This window comes from Pseudomonas palmensis (assembly GCF_049942755.1).
Classification (GTDB): Bacteria; Pseudomonadota; Gammaproteobacteria; order Pseudomonadales; family Pseudomonadaceae; genus Aquipseudomonas; species Aquipseudomonas palmensis.
Genome location: NZ_CP187958.1, coordinates 4,837,283 through 4,852,127 on the forward strand (window position 1 = coordinate 4,837,283; position 14,845 = coordinate 4,852,127).

Sequence of the window (14,845 nt, forward strand, 5' to 3'; positions counted from 1 at the left end):
GACACAGCCTTCTGTTTTTACCTCGACGGGACACCGCGCGCCATGAATGCACGTTCACGCGGCACCCTCGAAATGGTCACCGCCATGTGCATTTCTGGCACTGTTGGCTGGTTCGTGGTGCAGTCGGGCCAGTCACCTTCGTCGATGGTGTTCTGGCGCTGCCTGTTCGGCGCCGCCGTGATGGCCCTGGCGTGCTGGGCGCTGGGGGTGTTTGGCACGCTGCGCCCGACCCGCGCGCAGTGGGGGTGGATGCTGCTGGGTGGCGTTGCGCTGGCCTGCAACTGGCTGCTGCTGTTCAGCGCCTACAGCCAGGCCTCCATCGCGGTGGCCACGGTGGTCTACCACACGCAACCCTTCATGCTGGTGGGGCTGGGCGTGCTGCTGTTCGGCGAGCGGATTTCGGCCAGTGGTGCCGGCTGGTTGGGCCTGGCGTTTGTCGGCATGCTGCTGATTGTGACGGCCAAGACGGGGGCGGCCGGGGAAAACTACCTGATGGGTGTGATGCTCGCGCTGGCGTCGGCCTTGCTGTACGCGATTGCGGCGATCATCGCCAAGCGCCTGCAGGGCGTGCCGCCGCACCTGATCGTGCTGGTGCAACTGCTGGTGGGCGCGGCCATGCTCTGGCCCTGGGCGCAGGTGCCGGACATGACCGCACAGCCCCAGGCCTGGGCCTACCTGCTGACCATTGGCGCGGTGCATACCGGGCTGATGTCGACCCTGCTGTACGGCGCCATCCAGAAACTGCCCACGGCGCTGATCGGCGCCCTGTCGTTTCTGTACCCGGCGGTGGCCATCCTGGTCGACTGGCTGGCCTTCGATCACCCCCTCAGCGCGCTGCAGGCAGCCGGGGCGCTGGCCATATTGCTGGCGGCGGCCGGCATGAACCTGGGCTGGCGCCTGGGCCCAAAGCCGGCCCTGAATACCTGAGTTAGACCACCGCGTGCCCTGGGCCGCACTGGTCGAGCGTGGCCAGGTAAACACTGGGCGGGGCGCCCAATTGACGGTGGAACATGCTGGAAAAGGCGCTGGGGCTGTCGTAGCCCAGCTCCAGCGCGACCCGTGTGACCGAGGCGCCGGCCGCCAGGCGGGTGACGGCAGCCATCAGGCAGGCCTGCTGGCGCCAGGTGCCGAATGAAAGCCCGGTTTGCTGGCGGAACAGGCGGCTGAAGGTTCTTGCACTGCAATGCAGGGCACTTGCCCAGGACTCGGCGCTGGTGTCGATGCGGGGTTGGCGCAGGAAGTTGCGACATAGTTCGGCCAGCCGCGGGTCGTTTGGCAAGGGTGCGAACAGCGCCAGGCTCGGCGCGCTGCGCAGCTCGTGCAGTACCAACTGAATCAGATGCCCGTCGCGACCGTGTGTTTCATACAGTGCGGGTACGTGCGCCGTGGCCAGCAACAGGTGGTGGAGCAGGGGCGAGACCACCAGGGCCTGGCACTGCGAGGTATCACGCACAGGCTGCGCCGGCTCTATGTACAGACTGCGGGTGCTCACCCCGCGCATCAGCACCTGGTGCGGCTTGCCGGCGGGTATCCACACCCCGCTACCGGGCGGAATCACCCAGCTGCCGTCCTGGGTTTGGACCTCCATCAGGCCACTCATGCCATACAGAAACTGTGCGCGCCGATGCACATGGGTGGGCAGCAGTGTGTCGGGCGGGTAGTCGGTACCGATGGCGAGCACCGGGCGGGCGACGGCGTCGACGCTGGCGAGCGGAACATTGAGCATGTGAAGCACCTTGGCCGGAACGCGAGGATTATTGGCCAATTCGCGAGGGCTGGCCACATGTCTGGCCGTTAACGTGTGGCTTCCCCCTTGTGTTGGAAGCGATGCATGTTCTGGTTTCTGCTGTGTGCGTTCGGTGTGGTAGCCGGTGTGACGACTGTGCTGTTCGGCTTTGGTGGCGGCTTTGTGGCGGTGCCGCTGCTGTTCACCCTTATCAGTGTGAGCCATGCGCCGGGGTCGGCCATCGGCGAGGCCGCGATGCATATCGCCGTGGCCACCTCCACGGCGGCGATGATCTTCGGCGCAGGCCTTTCGACCTTGCGCCATGCCCGTGCGCGCACCTTGCAGTGGCCGGTGGTGCGGCCGTTGCTGGGTTACGTTGCGCTGGGTGCAGTACTGGGCGCATGGGCCGCCACGCAGGTGCAAGGGGCGTGGATACGCTGGCTGTTCATCGGCTACCTTGGCCTGACCATTCTTGATGCCGTGTTGCGCCCGGGGTTTACCGTGAGCACAAGCGATGGCATGCGCCCGCTGGGCCGTCGAGCCAGCGCCGTGATCGGTGTCGGCATGGGCGCCGTGGCCGCATTCCTGGGTGTAGGCGGCAGCGTGATGAGCGTGCCGCTGATGCGCAGGCGTGGGGCGAGCATGGCCGTGGCGACGGCGTCGGCCAACCCGCTGTCGCTGCCGATGGCGATTGCCGGTACTGCCGCCTACGCCGTGCTTGCGTGGCGCACCGAAGTGCTGGGGCCCTGGTTTGCTGGCTTTATCGATGTGCGTGCCCTGGCCGTGCTGGTGCTGGGCTCGTGGTGCGGCATTCGCCTGGCCGCGCCGTGGATCGGGCGCATGCCCGACGCGCTGCATGTGAAGTGCTACCTGGCCCTGCTGGGGGTGGTGCTGGTGGTGATGGTGGTTGCCTGACTAGCCCAGCCAGACGCTCAGTAACCCCGCAGCCAGCGCGACCAGTGCCGTGTTGAGGCACACCAGCGCAAAGCCGAAGCGCACCAGTTCGCCTTCTTCACTGGTGCTGGTTCTGGCCAGGCCCAGGATCAGCATCACGATCGACAGCGAGCCCAGCGCCGCATGCCCCGCCGCGCTGTTCTGCACCGCCGCGAGCAACAGGCGGCCGTGTTCGGGCAGCATGGCGATGGCGGGCATGAAGATCGCATTGCCGCCCACGTTCGAGCCGGTCATGTAGCCGGACAACCCGCCCAGCAGGGCGACCAGCAACGAGGCGGTGGACGGTGCCAGGCCGGTCAGCAGCTGCATCAGGCCCGCCAGAAAGCCGGCCTTGACCATCAACTGCGACATGGCGAGAAAAAAGAAGATCGTCAGCAGGGGCCGCTTCGCCCGGGCCAGCAGTGCGGTGCCGATGCGGGTACCCGGCCCCGGCAGGGACGGTGCGCTTCGCGGGTGAAACCCCAGGCCCACCAGCACCAGGATCAGTGCCACGCCCGGCGAGGCGAGCGGCTTCCAGGTGACCTGCGCGCCCTGGACGACCCACAGGTTCTGCCAGCCGGTGATGGCCCACAGCGCCTTGAGTGCGACGATGCTGGTGATCAGCACCAGGTAAGGCCACGCCTGGCGCGGCCATTGTCGCGCCCCGCGTGTGCCGCCGTGGTTGTGCAGGCGCCACAGCCCGTTGGCCAGTACGGCGGCTGCGCTCACCAGGCCCGCCGCCACGCCGGCTACCTCCGGCCCCAACCCGCGGCTGCTGCTGTAGAGCACCCCCACGAATACCAGCCAGCCAGCGCCCAGCACCGTCCATTCGCGCAAGGTGCGAACCTCGGCCAGGTACAGTGCCATCGCCCCGAGCGCGAGAAACACCGGTGCGCTGGTCAGTGCCGAGGTGGCTGCCAGCGCCGCAGCGTCCAGATGGGCCAGGGAAGCGCCGATCACCGATGCCAGGCCCAGCGTGCCCCACGGCATGATCGCCATGCCGGCCAACGCGATACGCAGCGCCACCCGGCGGTCGAACAGGCTGAGCAGCAGCGGCACGGTGGCGATCAACGACACGCCAAAGCCGGTCATTGCTTCGAGCAACGGGGCCAGCCCGAGCACGATGAACACCACCTGGTCGCCGCGCCCGAGCCCGAGCGAGCGTACCCACTGGCTGAATGCCAGGTTCACGCCCAGGCGCTCGATGAAGATCACGAAGGCCAGCCCCGGTACGATCACGAACGCGGTGCTGGCAAACAGCACTGCAGTGTCCTGGGCGGCCGCCACCAGGCTGCCCAGGCGCCACGTATCGGCAGCACCGACCAGCCACATCACCATTACCAGCAGCGTACCGGCGATGGCGGCGTGCGCGGGTGGGCGGCGCAGTACCACCAGCATGGCCGTGACCAGCAGCACGGGCGACAGATGAAACAGTGCGAGCATGCGAGCAATATCCTGTGTGAGTCCCGACCAGGGCTGCGGCTGCAGGCTGGGGCTCGATAATATTTCTCGCTGTCAGATAAAGGGGCGCGGATTTCTGGTAGTTTTCGAGAAAATTTCTCGCAGGGTTTCCATGGCCATTCACGATGTAGCGGCTGAGCCGCTGGACAAGTTCGACCGCGCCATTCTTGACCTGGTGCAGCGCGACAACACCGTGCCGCTACGGTTGGTGGCCGAGCAGGTCAGCCTGTCCACCGCGGCGGTGCAACGGCGCATCAAGCGCATGGAGGAGAGGGGCGTCATCACCGCCAATGTCGCCGTTGTCGACCCTACTGCGGTGGGTCGGCCGATCACCATCATCGTGGAGGTGATGGCCGAGCGCACCAGCCTCGATGCGCTGGAGGCCATGAAGGCGCACTTTGCGGTGCCTGAAGTGCAGCAGTGCTACTACGTCACTGGCGAGGTGGATTTCGTGCTGGTGCTGACCGTGGCCAGCATGCAGGAGTACCAGGCGTTGGCGCGGCGGTTGTTTGCCGAGAACGCCAATGTCACCTGGTTCAAGACCATTGTGGCGCTGGACCGGGTGAAGGTCGGGTTGCAGGTGCCCAGCCTGTAGGAGCGGGCCTTGCCCCGCGATCTGGCGCGCAGCGCCAGCAGAACCTGCGACGCGATCAGCCTGATACACCGCACACTTTCCAAGGTAACGATGTTGGTGCAGCATAGGCCCGCGTCGACAAAGGGACATGAGACTCGAATGAAGCTTATCGCTGCGCAAATCTCGGCCACCCCGGGCGATGTCGAAAAGAACCTCGCCCAACACATCGACGCTATCCACGCCGCCGCAAGCCAGGGAGCCGATGCGGTGGTCTTCCCCGAACTTTCGCTGACCGGCTACGAACCCGAACTGGCCGGTGCCCTGGCGATGGCGCCCACCGACAGCCGCCTCGATGCGTTCCAGGCCTTGAGTGATCGCTACACCCTGCTCATCGCCGTGGGTGCGCCAACCCAGGGGAGGGAGGGCACCCAGATCAGCATGATCGCCTTCCAGCCAGGGCTGCCACGCGCGGTGTACTCCAAGCAGCTTCTGCACGCCGATGAACTGCCATTCTTCACGCCTGGTACCCAGCAGCAGGTGTTCCGCCAGGGCGGGCATGTTCTGGTGCCCGCGATCTGCTATGAATCCTTGCAACCCGCCCATGCAGACCAGGCCGCCGCGGCAGGTGCCCAGGTGTACCTGGCCAGCGTGGCCAAGTCGCAGAAGGGCGTGGACCTGGCCTGCAACCATTACCCGGCAATGGCCCGCAAGCATGGCATGACCGTGATCATGGCCAACTGCGTAGGCCCCGCCGACAACTTCATCGGTGCAGGCCAGTCCGCGGTCTGGAACCCGAATGGCGAGCGCGTCTGCACTGCCGACGCCACCCGGCAAGCCCTGGTCGCATATGACACACGCACGGGAGAAGCGGGTACTGTCAGCCTGGCTTGAATCACCATCGCCACCCCAATTCGTCGACCTTCGGAAGCACTCATGCCCGCCTTGATTCCCCTTGACCCCGCAACACTCCCGGACATCGCCACGCTGCGCCAGCGCGCCAAGGCCCTGGCCATGCTCGATGCCATCGTCTCCCCCGAATGGGAATACCGCTATTTCAGCTACAACGCGAGCTGGTTCGACGGTGAGGAAATGGCGTCGATGCGCAATGGCTCGGGCGATGAATGGTTTGTGCACTTCGGGCCGTTCGGCGCGGCCATCAAGGGGATTGCGCATGAATCCCCGTTAGCCGGCGACAGCCGTCTCGTCGAGGCCGTACAGCAACAAGTGCCGCCGGCCTTTGCCGCCTTTCTCAACGAAGCGGCCTTCAGCATGGACTGGCTGAGCTACTGCTACTGGAGAAGCCCTGACGACGCGGCCTGGCAGAAGGTGGCAGCGCCGAACGTCACAACGGACCACCTCGACGATGGCTCGTTGGAGTTTCTGGCGCTGCTGATCGAACCGGCCAGTGGCTACGTGGAGTTTGCCCAGTGGTACTACGAACAGGCCGTGCCATTGGCGGCGGTGCAGCAACTCTACGACCACACCCCGTTGACCGCCGACCTGGTGGCCGCGCTCAACCCGGACCTGGACTTTGCCGAGGCGGTGGCCTCGGCTGTCGAAACGGGCTACCCCTGCGCCGGATAAGTGCTACCACCCCTGGGCCAGCGGCGCTGGCCCTTGCAAGGTGGGGAACAGCGGCAACACTTCTTCGGCCAATTCCTGAATGACCTCGTCAACCGGCCGCCGGGCCATCTGAATGCCCAGCGCCGCATGATTGACGCCCGCTGCCTTCCATTCGCCAAGCAACGCGATCAGCCCGTTGCGCCCGGTCTTGAGCACATACCCACCTTGCAACGGCGTGCGCGGGAAGTCGGGGTCTTCGTCCAGGTCGATCCACTCGTTGGTCATGTGCGGGCGAAACCCGCCGTTGGGGATCTGCGAGCGCCACGCCCGAACCTTCTCTGCCAGGCGAAGCGGGCCCTGCGCCGTGTGGGTGGCATCCGGGTAGGTCAGCCAGCCATCGGCCTGCTCACCCAGCCACTGCAGGGATTGACGCGACGACCCCGTCACGATCAGCGGAATGCGCCCGGTGACCGGTTGTGGCAGCAACTGCGTGCCGCTCATCTGGCCCAGCGGCGAGCGGATGGTCGCAGGGCCCTGCGCCAGCAATTGCCGAAAGTAGTCCACGCTGTGGGCAAAGCGCTCACCGCGCTGGTCATGGGCCAGGCCGTAGGCGGGGAACTCCACGGCCCTGTCCCCCGACGCGATGCCCATCACCAACCGGCCGCCCGACAGGCGATCGAGGCTGGCGGCAGACTTGGCCAGGTCGATGGGGTGGCGCAAGGTGAAGATGGCGCTGCCGGTGACCAGCGCGATGTGCCGGGTATGGGCGGCCAGGTAGCCCAGGTACACGAAGGGGTCGAACACCTGGCCGGCATCGCCGAAGGCCGGGTCGAACAAGGGCACGTCGCGCACCCATACGGCAGCAAAGCCCAGGCGCTCGATCTCGCTCACACGCTGCGCCTGGGCGTGAAGCACCGCCATGTCGCCCTGGTAGAAGCGCAGTGGCAGAAAGATGCCCAGTGTCAGGTGATCGGCGGCGAACATGCGCCGGTAGCCGGGGTGGTGGGCGAAGGCTTCGGCGTTCGCGCCGCAGGTGACGGCGGGTGCAGTGGGGTGGGTCATGGTGTTCATGCCTGTTCCTTGGTGTCGGGGTTCATGGGCCGGTGGCAGGGGCGGGCAGGCGAATGCCGCGTTGCACCGCAGGGCGCTGCTCTACCTGCGCGTACCATTGGCTCAACCAGGGATGCTGGCTGAAGTCGAAGCCCACCAGCTGCGCGATATGCAGCCAGGCGAAGGTGGCGATGTCTGCAATCGAATAGGTGGCGCCACCCAGCCACGGCTGGTTTGCCAGGTGCTGATCGAGGGTGACGAAGGTGGCTTCGGTGAGGGTCCTGTAGCGCTGGATGGCGGCAGGGTTGGGCACGCTGTCGAAGCATTCGAAGTGCACGCGCTGGCCCAGCAACGGCCCCATGCTGGCGCTGTGAAACATCAGCCAGGTGATGCATGCCCAGCGCTCGGGGGCGTCGTGGCCAAGCAACTGGCCGCTCTTGTCCGCCAGGTACAGCAGGATGGCGGCGGACTCGAACAGGGTGATGCCGGTGGCGCGGTCGATCAGCACCGGAATGCGACCGTGCGGGTTGAGCGCAAGAAACTCGGGCCGCTGGTGCTCGCCCTCATCGATGCGCACATGGCGCAGGCTGTAGGGCAGGCCCATTTCTTCCAGGGCGATGGTGATCTTGAAGCCGTTTGGCGAACTGTCGGTGTAGAGAATCAGGTCAGGATCGGACACAGGGCACATACCTCAGGCAGACTAATGCTTGTTGCGTGGTGTGGGTGCCATGCTAGTGAGTGATTGCCTGGGACAAAAACGATTAGTCCTGCGCTTTGACTTTAGATTTTCTAAACCAAGGAATACGCCATGGGCGCCGTTCTACCCTTGCTGGCGCTGCGCGCCTTTACCGAAGCTGCACGGCTGGGCAGCCTCAAGGCGGCGGCCGAGCACATGGGCGTCACCCCCGGCGCCATCAGCCAGCAGATCCGCCAGCTGGAAGACCGTCTGGGCGTCACGCTGCTGCTACGGGGGCGGCATGGGGTGCAGCTCAGCGATGCCGGCGCACGTCTTTTCCCCGGGTTGTCGCGGGGCTTTGGGCAGATCGAGAACGCGCTGCTCGAACTTGAGTCGTTCACCCACGAGCAAACGCTTACCATCAGCACCGTGCCGTCGTTCGCGTCCACCTGGCTGGTGCCGCGCCTGGGTGACTTCAGTGCCCGGCATCCTGACATCGAAGTGCGGGTGGAGGCGTCGGCAAGGCTGGTGGATTTCCAGCGCGAGCGCATCGACATTGCGCTGCGCCATGGCCTGGGCCAGTACCCGGGGCTGGAGTCGATCCCACTGATGGCGCCGGTGCTGCTACCGGTGGCCAGCCCTCGGCTGCTGGCCGAGGGGCCGCCGATCAACAGCCCGCAGGATTGCCTGAACTACCCGTTGCTGCACGACACCGAGCGAGCGGATTGGCCGCTGTGGCTGCAAGCGCATGGCGTGGAGGCTGACAGCCGTAGCCAGCGCGGTGCCAGTTACGATGAAGACCTGTTGCTGCTGCGCGCGGCGGCGAGCGGGCAGGGCATTGCCTTGGTGCAGGACAACCATGCCCAGGAAGATCTGCACAACGGCAGGCTGGTGGTGGCGCTGGACAGGCCGTGGCCGTCGCGATTTGCGTACTACCTGGTAACGCGCAAAGAGGCCTTGAAGCGGGCGCAGGTGCAGGCGTTCATCGAGTGGATAACGCAGCAGGCGGGCGCTGCGTGACAGGTGTGGCTCAGCCTTCGGCGGCGGGGGTCGGGGTTTCGGCGGCTTCTGCAGCCAGCTTCAGTCGGTCGGCCTTGCAGATGTATTTGGGTTTGCTTTTGGGGGCCAGCTTGGCGCTGGCCTTCTTGGCGTTGGCCTTGAGTATCTGCTTGATCTTCTTTTGGCGGTTCATGGTTCTGCTGGGCCTGTAGATGCTTGAAAGCGGTGCGATGGCGGGGAGGTTGCAGGTGTCTGCAGAGCCTTGCCGGTATTGCCGGTTGGGGCGAGTTTACTAAAGGTTGCGCTGCAAGCGTGAGCGTTGTGCGTGGGGAGGCTTTGAGGGCGCGTGCACAGGTTTTGCTGGTGCTGCGCACCAGATCGCGGGTCAAGGCCCGCTCCTACGGCCTGGCGGCCAGAGGCGAAGTCTGCCCGAAGGGCGTAGGAGCCGGCGTTGCCGGCGAACGAGCGCGAAGCGGTCGCAACGCCTGAGTGCGCGGTGTGTCAGGCAAACCGCACGTGCAGGTTTTGCTGGCGCTATGCACCAGATCGCGGGTCAAGGCCCGCTCCTACGGCCTGGCGGCCAGAGGCGGAGTCTGCCCGCAGGCCGTAGGAGCCGGCGTTGCCGGCGAACGAGCGCAAAGCGGTCGAAACGCCTGAGTGCGCGGTGTATCAGGCAGACCGCATGTGCAGGTTTTGCTGGCGCTACGCACCAGATCGCGGGGCAAGGCCCGCTCCTACGGCCTGGCGGCCAGAGGCGGAGTCTGCCCGCAGGGCGTAGGAGCCGGCGTTGCCGGCGAACGAGCGCGAAGCGGTCGCAAGGCCTGAGTGCGCGGTGTGCCAGGCGAACCGCATGTGCAGGTTTTGCTGGCGCTGCGCGCCAGATCGCGGGGCAAGGCCCGCTCCTACGCCCTGGCGGCCAGAGGCAGCATCTGCCCGAAGGGCGTAGGAGCCGGCGTTGCCGGCGAACGAGCGCAACGCGGTCGCAACGCCTGAGTGCGCGGTGTATCAGGCGAACTGCATGTGCAGGTTTTGCTGGCGCTGCGCACCAGATCGCGGGGCAAGGCCCGCTCCCACGGCCTGGCGGCCCGAAACAGATCATCGAGCCATGCATAATCCGCTTCTGCCCGCAGGGCGTGGGAGCGGGCTTGACCCGCGAATCGAGCGCGAAGCGGTCGCAACGCCTGAATGCACGGTGCATCAGTCAATCTGCATACGCCGGCAATCACGCTGACCCCGGCGCATCATCAGAAGCTGTACTTCGCCGTAACCATCAAGTTGCGCGGGTCGCCAAACACGTCATATGGGCTCCACGTGGAGTTGCTGGCGATGCCCTGGTAGTACTTCTTGTCGAACACGTTGTTGATGTTCAACTGCGTGTCCAGGTGCTTGTTGACCTGGTAACCCGCCATCAACCCGACCAGCGCATACGCCTCCTGCTCGACATGGTAGTTGCCGAACACATTGCTGCCCTTGTTGAAGGTCGCGCTCTGGCTATAGAGGTTGGCCCCCACACGCCACTGCTTCAGATCACCCTGCAACTGGTACGTGGTACTGGCCTTGAACATATGACGCGGCAGGTCGGTGTCGAACAGCCGGCCTTCCTTGGCCTTGTCGGCATCCTTCTCGTACTTGGCCTGGGCGAACGTATAGCCGGCGCCCACTTGCCAGTTGGGCGTCAGCGCACCATTGATCTCGAACTCGATGCCCTGGCTGCGCACCTTGCCGGCCGCTTCATAGCACCCGTAGCTACCCACCGGGATGACCTTGCACAGGCTTGCATCCGCCACCTCGGCCGCGCGGTTGAGCTGGTCGATCTGGAACAGCGAAGCACTGGCATTCAGCGCGCCGCCAAAGTACTCACCCTTGATACCCACTTCGTAGTTTTCACCGGTAATAGGCTCGATGCCTTTGCCTTGGCCGTCCTTCTCGGTCTGCGGCTGAAAGATATCGGTGTAGCTGGCATACACCGAATGGTTGTCGTCCAGGTCGTAGATAACCCCGGCATAACGGGTGACGTTGCGCACCACCTTGGTCTTGCCCGAGGTGTAGTACTGGTCGTTGATCTGGTCATAGATGGCCGTGGCGTCGTACCAGTCCAGGCGTGCACCGAGTATCACCTTCAGCGGGTCGGCCAGGTTCCAGCGCGAGGTGAGGTAGAGGCCTTCCTGATCGACCTTGTCGTCGATGGAGTAGATGTCCGGCACGTTCGGTCTGGCAAGGCCACCCGGGTTGAAGCGGTTGATGTCCGGCACATCGACGAACACCGTGCCGCCGGTGGCTTCGGTCTTGAGCTGGCGCTTGCTGGCGCCGACCACCAGTTCATGCTCGCGCCCCAGCAGTGTGAACGGGCCTGTGGCGTAGACATCGTAGGTGGACTGATCGAAGTCGCGGTTCTGGTTGAAGATGCGCTGGCGGTAGGTGGCGTCGTTGTTGCGCTCCAGCACGCCGCCCATCATCTTGAATTCGGACCAGTTTTTCGACGCGCCCAGGTGAAGGCGCCAGTCGTTGTCGAAGCGCTGGTCGAGCTCGACGAACACGGTCTTGTTCTCGACGTCCTGGTGCGACCAGCTGTAGCCGAAGGTCTTGGAGCGAGAAAAGCCCATGTGGCTGCCATCGGGGTTCACCGGCAGGCCGCCCCAGTTGATGTTGTTATTGTCGTTCTGGTCGGACGCGCCCACGGTCAGGGTGGTGCTGTCGGTGAGGTCGAACTCGCTGATGCCGTAGAACACCCCGCGCTCGCGCCCGGCGTAATCCTGATAGCTGCCCTTGTCGTTGTACGCGCCGACGATGCGGCCACGCACGCTGGCGCTGTCGTTCAGCGGGCCGGACACATCCAGCTCGCTGCGGTAGTTGTCCCAGCTGCCGGCGCTGCCGGTCACGCTGGCCTGGAACGCCTGGGTAGGGCGCTTGCGCACCATGTTGATGGCGGCCGACGGGTTGCCGGCCCCTTGCATCATGCCGGTGGCGCCGCGCACCACTTCGACGCGGTCATAGGGGGCCAGGTCGGCGGTGGCCACCCAGTCGGCGTTGTAGGTGGTGGGCAGGCCGTCGAACATCAGGTTGGTGATGGGGAAGCCGCGGGCGAAGAACTCGCTGTTGGCCGGGCGCGCGGCCGACAGGCGCAGCCCGGGCGTGGCCTGCACCACGTCGTCGAGGCTGCGCATGCCCTGGTCGTCCATGCGCTGGCGGGTAATCACCGTGACCGACTGCGGTGTTTCGCGCAGCGACAGCGGCAGCTTGGTGGCGGTCTGCATGGCGCCGGTGGTGTACGAACCGCTGTGCTCGGTGGTCGAGCCCAGGCCCAGGCCGCTGATGGTGGTGGCGCCCAGTTCCAGGGCATCTGCGCTTTGGCTACGGGCAATCAGCAGGTAATTGCCGCTGGCGGTGCGGGTAACCGTGAGGCCGCTGCCGGCCAGCAGGCGTTCGAGGCCATCCTGCACGGCATAGTCCCCACGCAGTGCCGGGGCGCGCTTGCCCTGCACCAGCGCCGGGTCGAACGGCAGGCTGATGCCGGCCACCTGGGCAAAGCTGTTGAGCGACTCTTCCAGCGGGCCTGCCGCCAGCTCGTAGTGGCGGCTGCTTGCCTCGGCGGCCTGCGCGGCCGCACTGGCCAGCGACACGCTGGTGGCACCGGCCAGCAACATACTGCGCAGGGTCAGTGCCAGCACGCTGCGCTGCAAAGGCCGGGTGGGGATAAAAGCAGAAGACATGGACGGCGTGCTCCTTTCGAATGACGAGGTGTATTGCCTGTCTGTCGAAGAGGGTGGCAAAACCCGTAAAAGTTTTTGAGATTTCTTCTCATCAGCCTTACCGGGCGACGATACGGGTCCATAACGGGGTAAAGCGTTCCACCCGCACCGGCAGCGAATCGCTCAGGGCGCTGAGGGCCTGGTCGATGTCATCGAGCTGGAACACGCCCGACACCTCCAGGTGCGCAATGGCCGGGTCGCAGCGCAGCCAGCCGTGGCGATAGCGCGCCAGTTCTGCGGTCAGCTCGCGCAGTTGCATGCGCTTGGCCACCAGTTGCCCGCGCGCCCAGGCGCTGGCGTCGAGGGTGCTGGTTTCGACCCGCTGGCTGCCGATTGCATCGATCAGGTATTGCTCCCCGGCGGCAACCATCACCGGCTGGCCCTTGCCCTGAATCGCCACCACCCCATCCTCGACCCGCAACCGCGTGCCGCTGGCTTCATCACGCACCGCAAAGGCCGTACCGATGGCCTGCAACTGTGCATGCCGCGTGCTGACCCAGAAGCTGCGACGCCCGCCCGCCGTGGCGGCGTCCTTGCCGGTGTCGATAAAGATTTCGCCGCGCCGTAGCACGATCAACCGGCGCTGGGCGGTGAACTGCACGTCCACTGCACTGGCTGTGTTCAGTTGCAGGCGGGTGCCGTCATCCAGCACGAACTGACGGCGCTCGCCCACCTCGGTGGCGTAGTCCGCGCCCCAGGGCACCAGCGTGCTGTCACGCATCGACCAGCCGGTAACGCCGCTGGCCAGCAGCCCCACGCCCAGCAGCTTGAGCGCCTGGCGTCGGCTGTGACGACCGCCTTGCAGGCGTTGCAGCGTGTCCCGCGCCACCGAGCCGGGCAGTGCGGCCAGGCCCTGGAAGGTGGCATCGCTTTTCTGCAGCGCTTGCCAGGCCACCTCATGCAGCGCGTGCGCCTGACGCCAGCGTTGGCAGGCCTCCAGCAGTTGCGGGTTGGCGCCGTCGGACTCGATGCGCACCAGCCAGCCGATGGCCTGGTCCAGCACGTTGTCGGGCAGTTCGGGCAATGGCGGGCGGCTCATCGCTGGGCTAGGTAGCAATGGCGAATGGCGCTGGCCATGTACTTCTCCACCGAACTCAGGCTTACCGCCAGGCGCTCGGCGATCTCCTTGTAGCTCAGGCCCTCCAGGCGCGACAGCAGAAAGGCCATGCGCACCTTGGGCGGCAGGCCGTTGAGCAGGGCGTCCACACGGGTCAGGGTTTCCAGCAGTATCAGCTGCGACTCGGGCGACGGCACCTCGGCTTCGGGCAGGTGTGCGATGGCCTCCAGATACGCCCGCTCGACCCGCTGGCGGCGCACGCGATCCACCAGCAGCCCGTGGGCCACGGTGCTCAACCAGGCACGCGGCTGACGCAACTGCTGCAGCTGCTCCGGCTTGCCGAGGATGTGCACGAAGATGTCATGGGCCAGGTCCGCCGCGTGGTCGCCGTGGCGCATGCGCTTGCGCAACCAGCCCAGCAACCAGGCGTGATGGTTGATGTACAGCGCACGAACATCGGAGTGAGGGGTGGGGGAAGTGGATGGCGACGACACGGAAAACCTCAGCATGATAGCCAGGTGCATTTGAGAATTTGTCGCATCCTAGTGCCAGTGGGCCGTGGACAGCAAGGGGAGAGTGCGTGATGTGGGGGGGCAGGTGGGGTTTTGGTGGGCGGAGCGAGCTCGGTAGGCCGCGTGTGCGGCCCGTGTGTTGCGTCGTTACTCGGGTGCCGCGTTTGCTTCCATGCCGTCCAGCACGGTGTCGATCAGTACGGTGCTCATTTCCAGCGATTGCTGTGCGGCGATCAGCAGCGTCTTGAACTGCTCGTCGGCGCGTTCGCAGGCTTGGGCGGTGGTGTCCTTGGCGCATTGGATCTGGAGCGATAGGTGAACCAGGGCGTCTTCCAGCTCGATGCCTTCGCAGACTGAAAACAGGGGCGGGTGATTGCCGTTGCAACAGCCGAAGGCGGTGTAGGTGGGTTTGCGGCGGGGAGTAGCTGGCGGATCGGGAACGATTTTACTCATTGTGGAGCTCCTTCTGCAGTGGAGCTGCCACCGTTCGCCGCGACGCGAATGGGGTGGCAGCTGTACGCGGGTTCGCGGACCGAGGCAAAAGG

General features: G+C 65.6%; 15 protein-coding genes. 6 read left to right on the forward strand and 9 right to left on the reverse strand.

What is annotated here, in order from left to right; translation table 11 throughout:
- Positions 1–42 precede the first annotated feature (42 nt).
- Positions 43–927, forward strand: a complete 885-nt coding sequence (locus ACPRTJ_RS22320; protein WP_116054390.1) for a DMT family transporter — start codon at positions 43–45, stop codon at positions 925–927.
- Between the two features lies 1 nt (position 928).
- Here ACPRTJ_RS22320 and ACPRTJ_RS22325 read toward each other — a convergent pair whose 3' ends face one another.
- Positions 929–1,726 (reverse strand): AraC family transcriptional regulator, encoded by a 798-nt coding sequence (locus ACPRTJ_RS22325; protein WP_054915332.1) that lies wholly within the window; start codon positions 1,724–1,726, stop codon positions 929–931.
- Between the two features lie 105 nt (positions 1,727–1,831).
- Here ACPRTJ_RS22325 and ACPRTJ_RS22330 point away from each other — a divergent pair, with 105 nt between their 5' ends.
- Entirely contained in the window at positions 1,832–2,641 is an 810-nt protein-coding gene (locus ACPRTJ_RS22330; protein WP_054915331.1) for a sulfite exporter TauE/SafE family protein, read from the forward strand.
- Here the strand turns inward: ACPRTJ_RS22330 and ACPRTJ_RS22335 are convergent, their stop codons facing one another.
- Positions 2,642–4,102 (reverse strand): transporter, encoded by a 1,461-nt coding sequence (locus tag ACPRTJ_RS22335; protein ID WP_426427301.1) that lies wholly within the window; start codon positions 4,100–4,102, stop codon positions 2,642–2,644. It abuts the gene before it with no gap.
- Positions 4,103–4,232: 130 nt separating this feature from the next.
- Between ACPRTJ_RS22335 and ACPRTJ_RS22340 the strand changes: the two genes are divergently transcribed.
- The 3 genes from ACPRTJ_RS22340 to ACPRTJ_RS22350 all read left to right on the forward strand — a co-directional run bounded on the left by ACPRTJ_RS22340 (position 4,233) and on the right by ACPRTJ_RS22350 (position 6,278).
- Positions 4,233–4,715 (forward strand): Lrp/AsnC family transcriptional regulator, encoded by a 483-nt coding sequence (locus tag ACPRTJ_RS22340; protein WP_100633987.1) that lies wholly within the window; start codon positions 4,233–4,235, stop codon positions 4,713–4,715.
- Positions 4,716–4,853: 138 nt separating this feature from the next.
- A complete protein-coding gene (locus tag ACPRTJ_RS22345; RefSeq protein WP_426427302.1) occupies positions 4,854–5,585 on the forward strand; it encodes a carbon-nitrogen hydrolase family protein in 732 nt (243 codons plus the stop codon).
- Between the two features lie 42 nt (positions 5,586–5,627).
- Positions 5,628–6,278 carry a hypothetical protein gene (locus ACPRTJ_RS22350; protein WP_426427303.1) on the forward strand — a complete coding sequence of 217 codons (651 nt, stop codon included), beginning with the start codon at positions 5,628–5,630 and terminating at the stop codon, positions 6,276–6,278.
- Positions 6,279–6,281: 3 nt separating this feature from the next.
- Here the strand turns inward: ACPRTJ_RS22350 and ACPRTJ_RS22355 are convergent, their stop codons facing one another.
- Positions 6,282–7,328, reverse strand: a complete 1,047-nt coding sequence (locus ACPRTJ_RS22355; RefSeq protein WP_426427304.1) for an LLM class oxidoreductase — start codon at positions 7,326–7,328, stop codon at positions 6,282–6,284.
- Positions 7,329–7,350: 22 nt separating this feature from the next.
- Positions 7,351–7,986 carry a glutathione S-transferase family protein gene (locus tag ACPRTJ_RS22360; protein ID WP_426427305.1) on the reverse strand — a complete coding sequence of 212 codons (636 nt, stop codon included), beginning with the start codon at positions 7,984–7,986 and terminating at the stop codon, positions 7,351–7,353.
- A gap of 129 nt (positions 7,987–8,115) precedes the next feature.
- On the opposite strand from ACPRTJ_RS22360, the gene gcvA reads away from it, so the two are divergent.
- Entirely contained in the window at positions 8,116–9,003 is an 888-nt protein-coding gene (gene gcvA / locus ACPRTJ_RS22365) for a transcriptional regulator GcvA (RefSeq protein WP_100633997.1), read from the forward strand.
- A 10-nt stretch (positions 9,004–9,013) separates the two neighbouring features.
- On the opposite strand, the gene ACPRTJ_RS22370 is transcribed toward gcvA, so the two are convergent.
- From ACPRTJ_RS22370 to ACPRTJ_RS22390, 5 genes are all read right to left on the reverse strand, one after another.
- A complete protein-coding gene (locus tag ACPRTJ_RS22370; protein WP_078480115.1) occupies positions 9,014–9,175 on the reverse strand; it encodes a DUF2986 domain-containing protein in 162 nt (53 codons plus the stop codon).
- A 1,051-nt stretch (positions 9,176–10,226) separates the two neighbouring features.
- Positions 10,227–12,692 carry a TonB-dependent siderophore receptor gene (locus ACPRTJ_RS22375; RefSeq protein ID WP_196932408.1) on the reverse strand — a complete coding sequence of 822 codons (2,466 nt, stop codon included), beginning with the start codon at positions 12,690–12,692 and terminating at the stop codon, positions 10,227–10,229.
- A gap of 97 nt (positions 12,693–12,789) precedes the next feature.
- On the reverse strand, positions 12,790–13,770 hold the full coding sequence (locus ACPRTJ_RS22380) for a FecR domain-containing protein (RefSeq protein WP_286899318.1): 981 nt from the start codon (positions 13,768–13,770) through the stop codon (positions 12,790–12,792).
- Positions 13,767–14,282 (reverse strand): sigma-70 family RNA polymerase sigma factor, encoded by a 516-nt coding sequence (locus ACPRTJ_RS22385; RefSeq protein ID WP_426427306.1) that lies wholly within the window; start codon positions 14,280–14,282, stop codon positions 13,767–13,769. The genes ACPRTJ_RS22380 and ACPRTJ_RS22385 overlap by 4 nt, the downstream gene beginning before the upstream one ends.
- A gap of 165 nt (positions 14,283–14,447) precedes the next feature.
- Entirely contained in the window at positions 14,448–14,753 is a 306-nt protein-coding gene (locus ACPRTJ_RS22390; protein WP_078480112.1) for a DUF6124 family protein, read from the reverse strand.
- Positions 14,754–14,845 lie beyond the last annotated feature (92 nt).

Bases quoted from the DNA above. Each gene is read 5' to 3' on its own strand.
- ACPRTJ_RS22325 (WP_054915332.1), bottom strand. From the start codon at position 1,726: ATGCTCAATGTTCCGCTCGCCAGCGTCGACGCCGTCGCCCGCCCGGTG.
- gcvA (WP_100633997.1), top strand. From the start codon at position 8,116: ATGGGCGCCGTTCTACCCTTGCTGGCGCTGCGCGCCTTTACCGAAGCT.
- ACPRTJ_RS22375 (WP_196932408.1), bottom strand. From the start codon at position 12,692: ATGTCTTCTGCTTTTATCCCCACCCGGCCTTTGCAGCGCAGCGTGCTG.
- ACPRTJ_RS22345 (WP_426427302.1), top strand. From the start codon at position 4,854: ATGAAGCTTATCGCTGCGCAAATCTCGGCCACCCCGGGCGATGTCGAA.
- ACPRTJ_RS22340 (WP_100633987.1), top strand. From the start codon at position 4,233: ATGGCCATTCACGATGTAGCGGCTGAGCCGCTGGACAAGTTCGACCGC.
- ACPRTJ_RS22390 (WP_078480112.1), bottom strand. From the start codon at position 14,753: ATGAGTAAAATCGTTCCCGATCCGCCAGCTACTCCCCGCCGCAAACCC.
- ACPRTJ_RS22370 (WP_078480115.1), bottom strand. From the start codon at position 9,175: ATGAACCGCCAAAAGAAGATCAAGCAGATACTCAAGGCCAACGCCAAG.
- ACPRTJ_RS22380 (WP_286899318.1), bottom strand. From the start codon at position 13,770: ATGAGCCGCCCGCCATTGCCCGAACTGCCCGACAACGTGCTGGACCAG.
- ACPRTJ_RS22350 (WP_426427303.1), top strand. From the start codon at position 5,628: ATGCCCGCCTTGATTCCCCTTGACCCCGCAACACTCCCGGACATCGCC.
- ACPRTJ_RS22330 (WP_054915331.1), top strand. From the start codon at position 1,832: ATGTTCTGGTTTCTGCTGTGTGCGTTCGGTGTGGTAGCCGGTGTGACG.
- ACPRTJ_RS22320 (WP_116054390.1), top strand. From the start codon at position 43: ATGAATGCACGTTCACGCGGCACCCTCGAAATGGTCACCGCCATGTGC.
- ACPRTJ_RS22355 (WP_426427304.1), bottom strand. From the start codon at position 7,328: ATGAACACCATGACCCACCCCACTGCACCCGCCGTCACCTGCGGCGCG.
- ACPRTJ_RS22335 (WP_426427301.1), bottom strand. From the start codon at position 4,102: ATGCTCGCACTGTTTCATCTGTCGCCCGTGCTGCTGGTCACGGCCATG.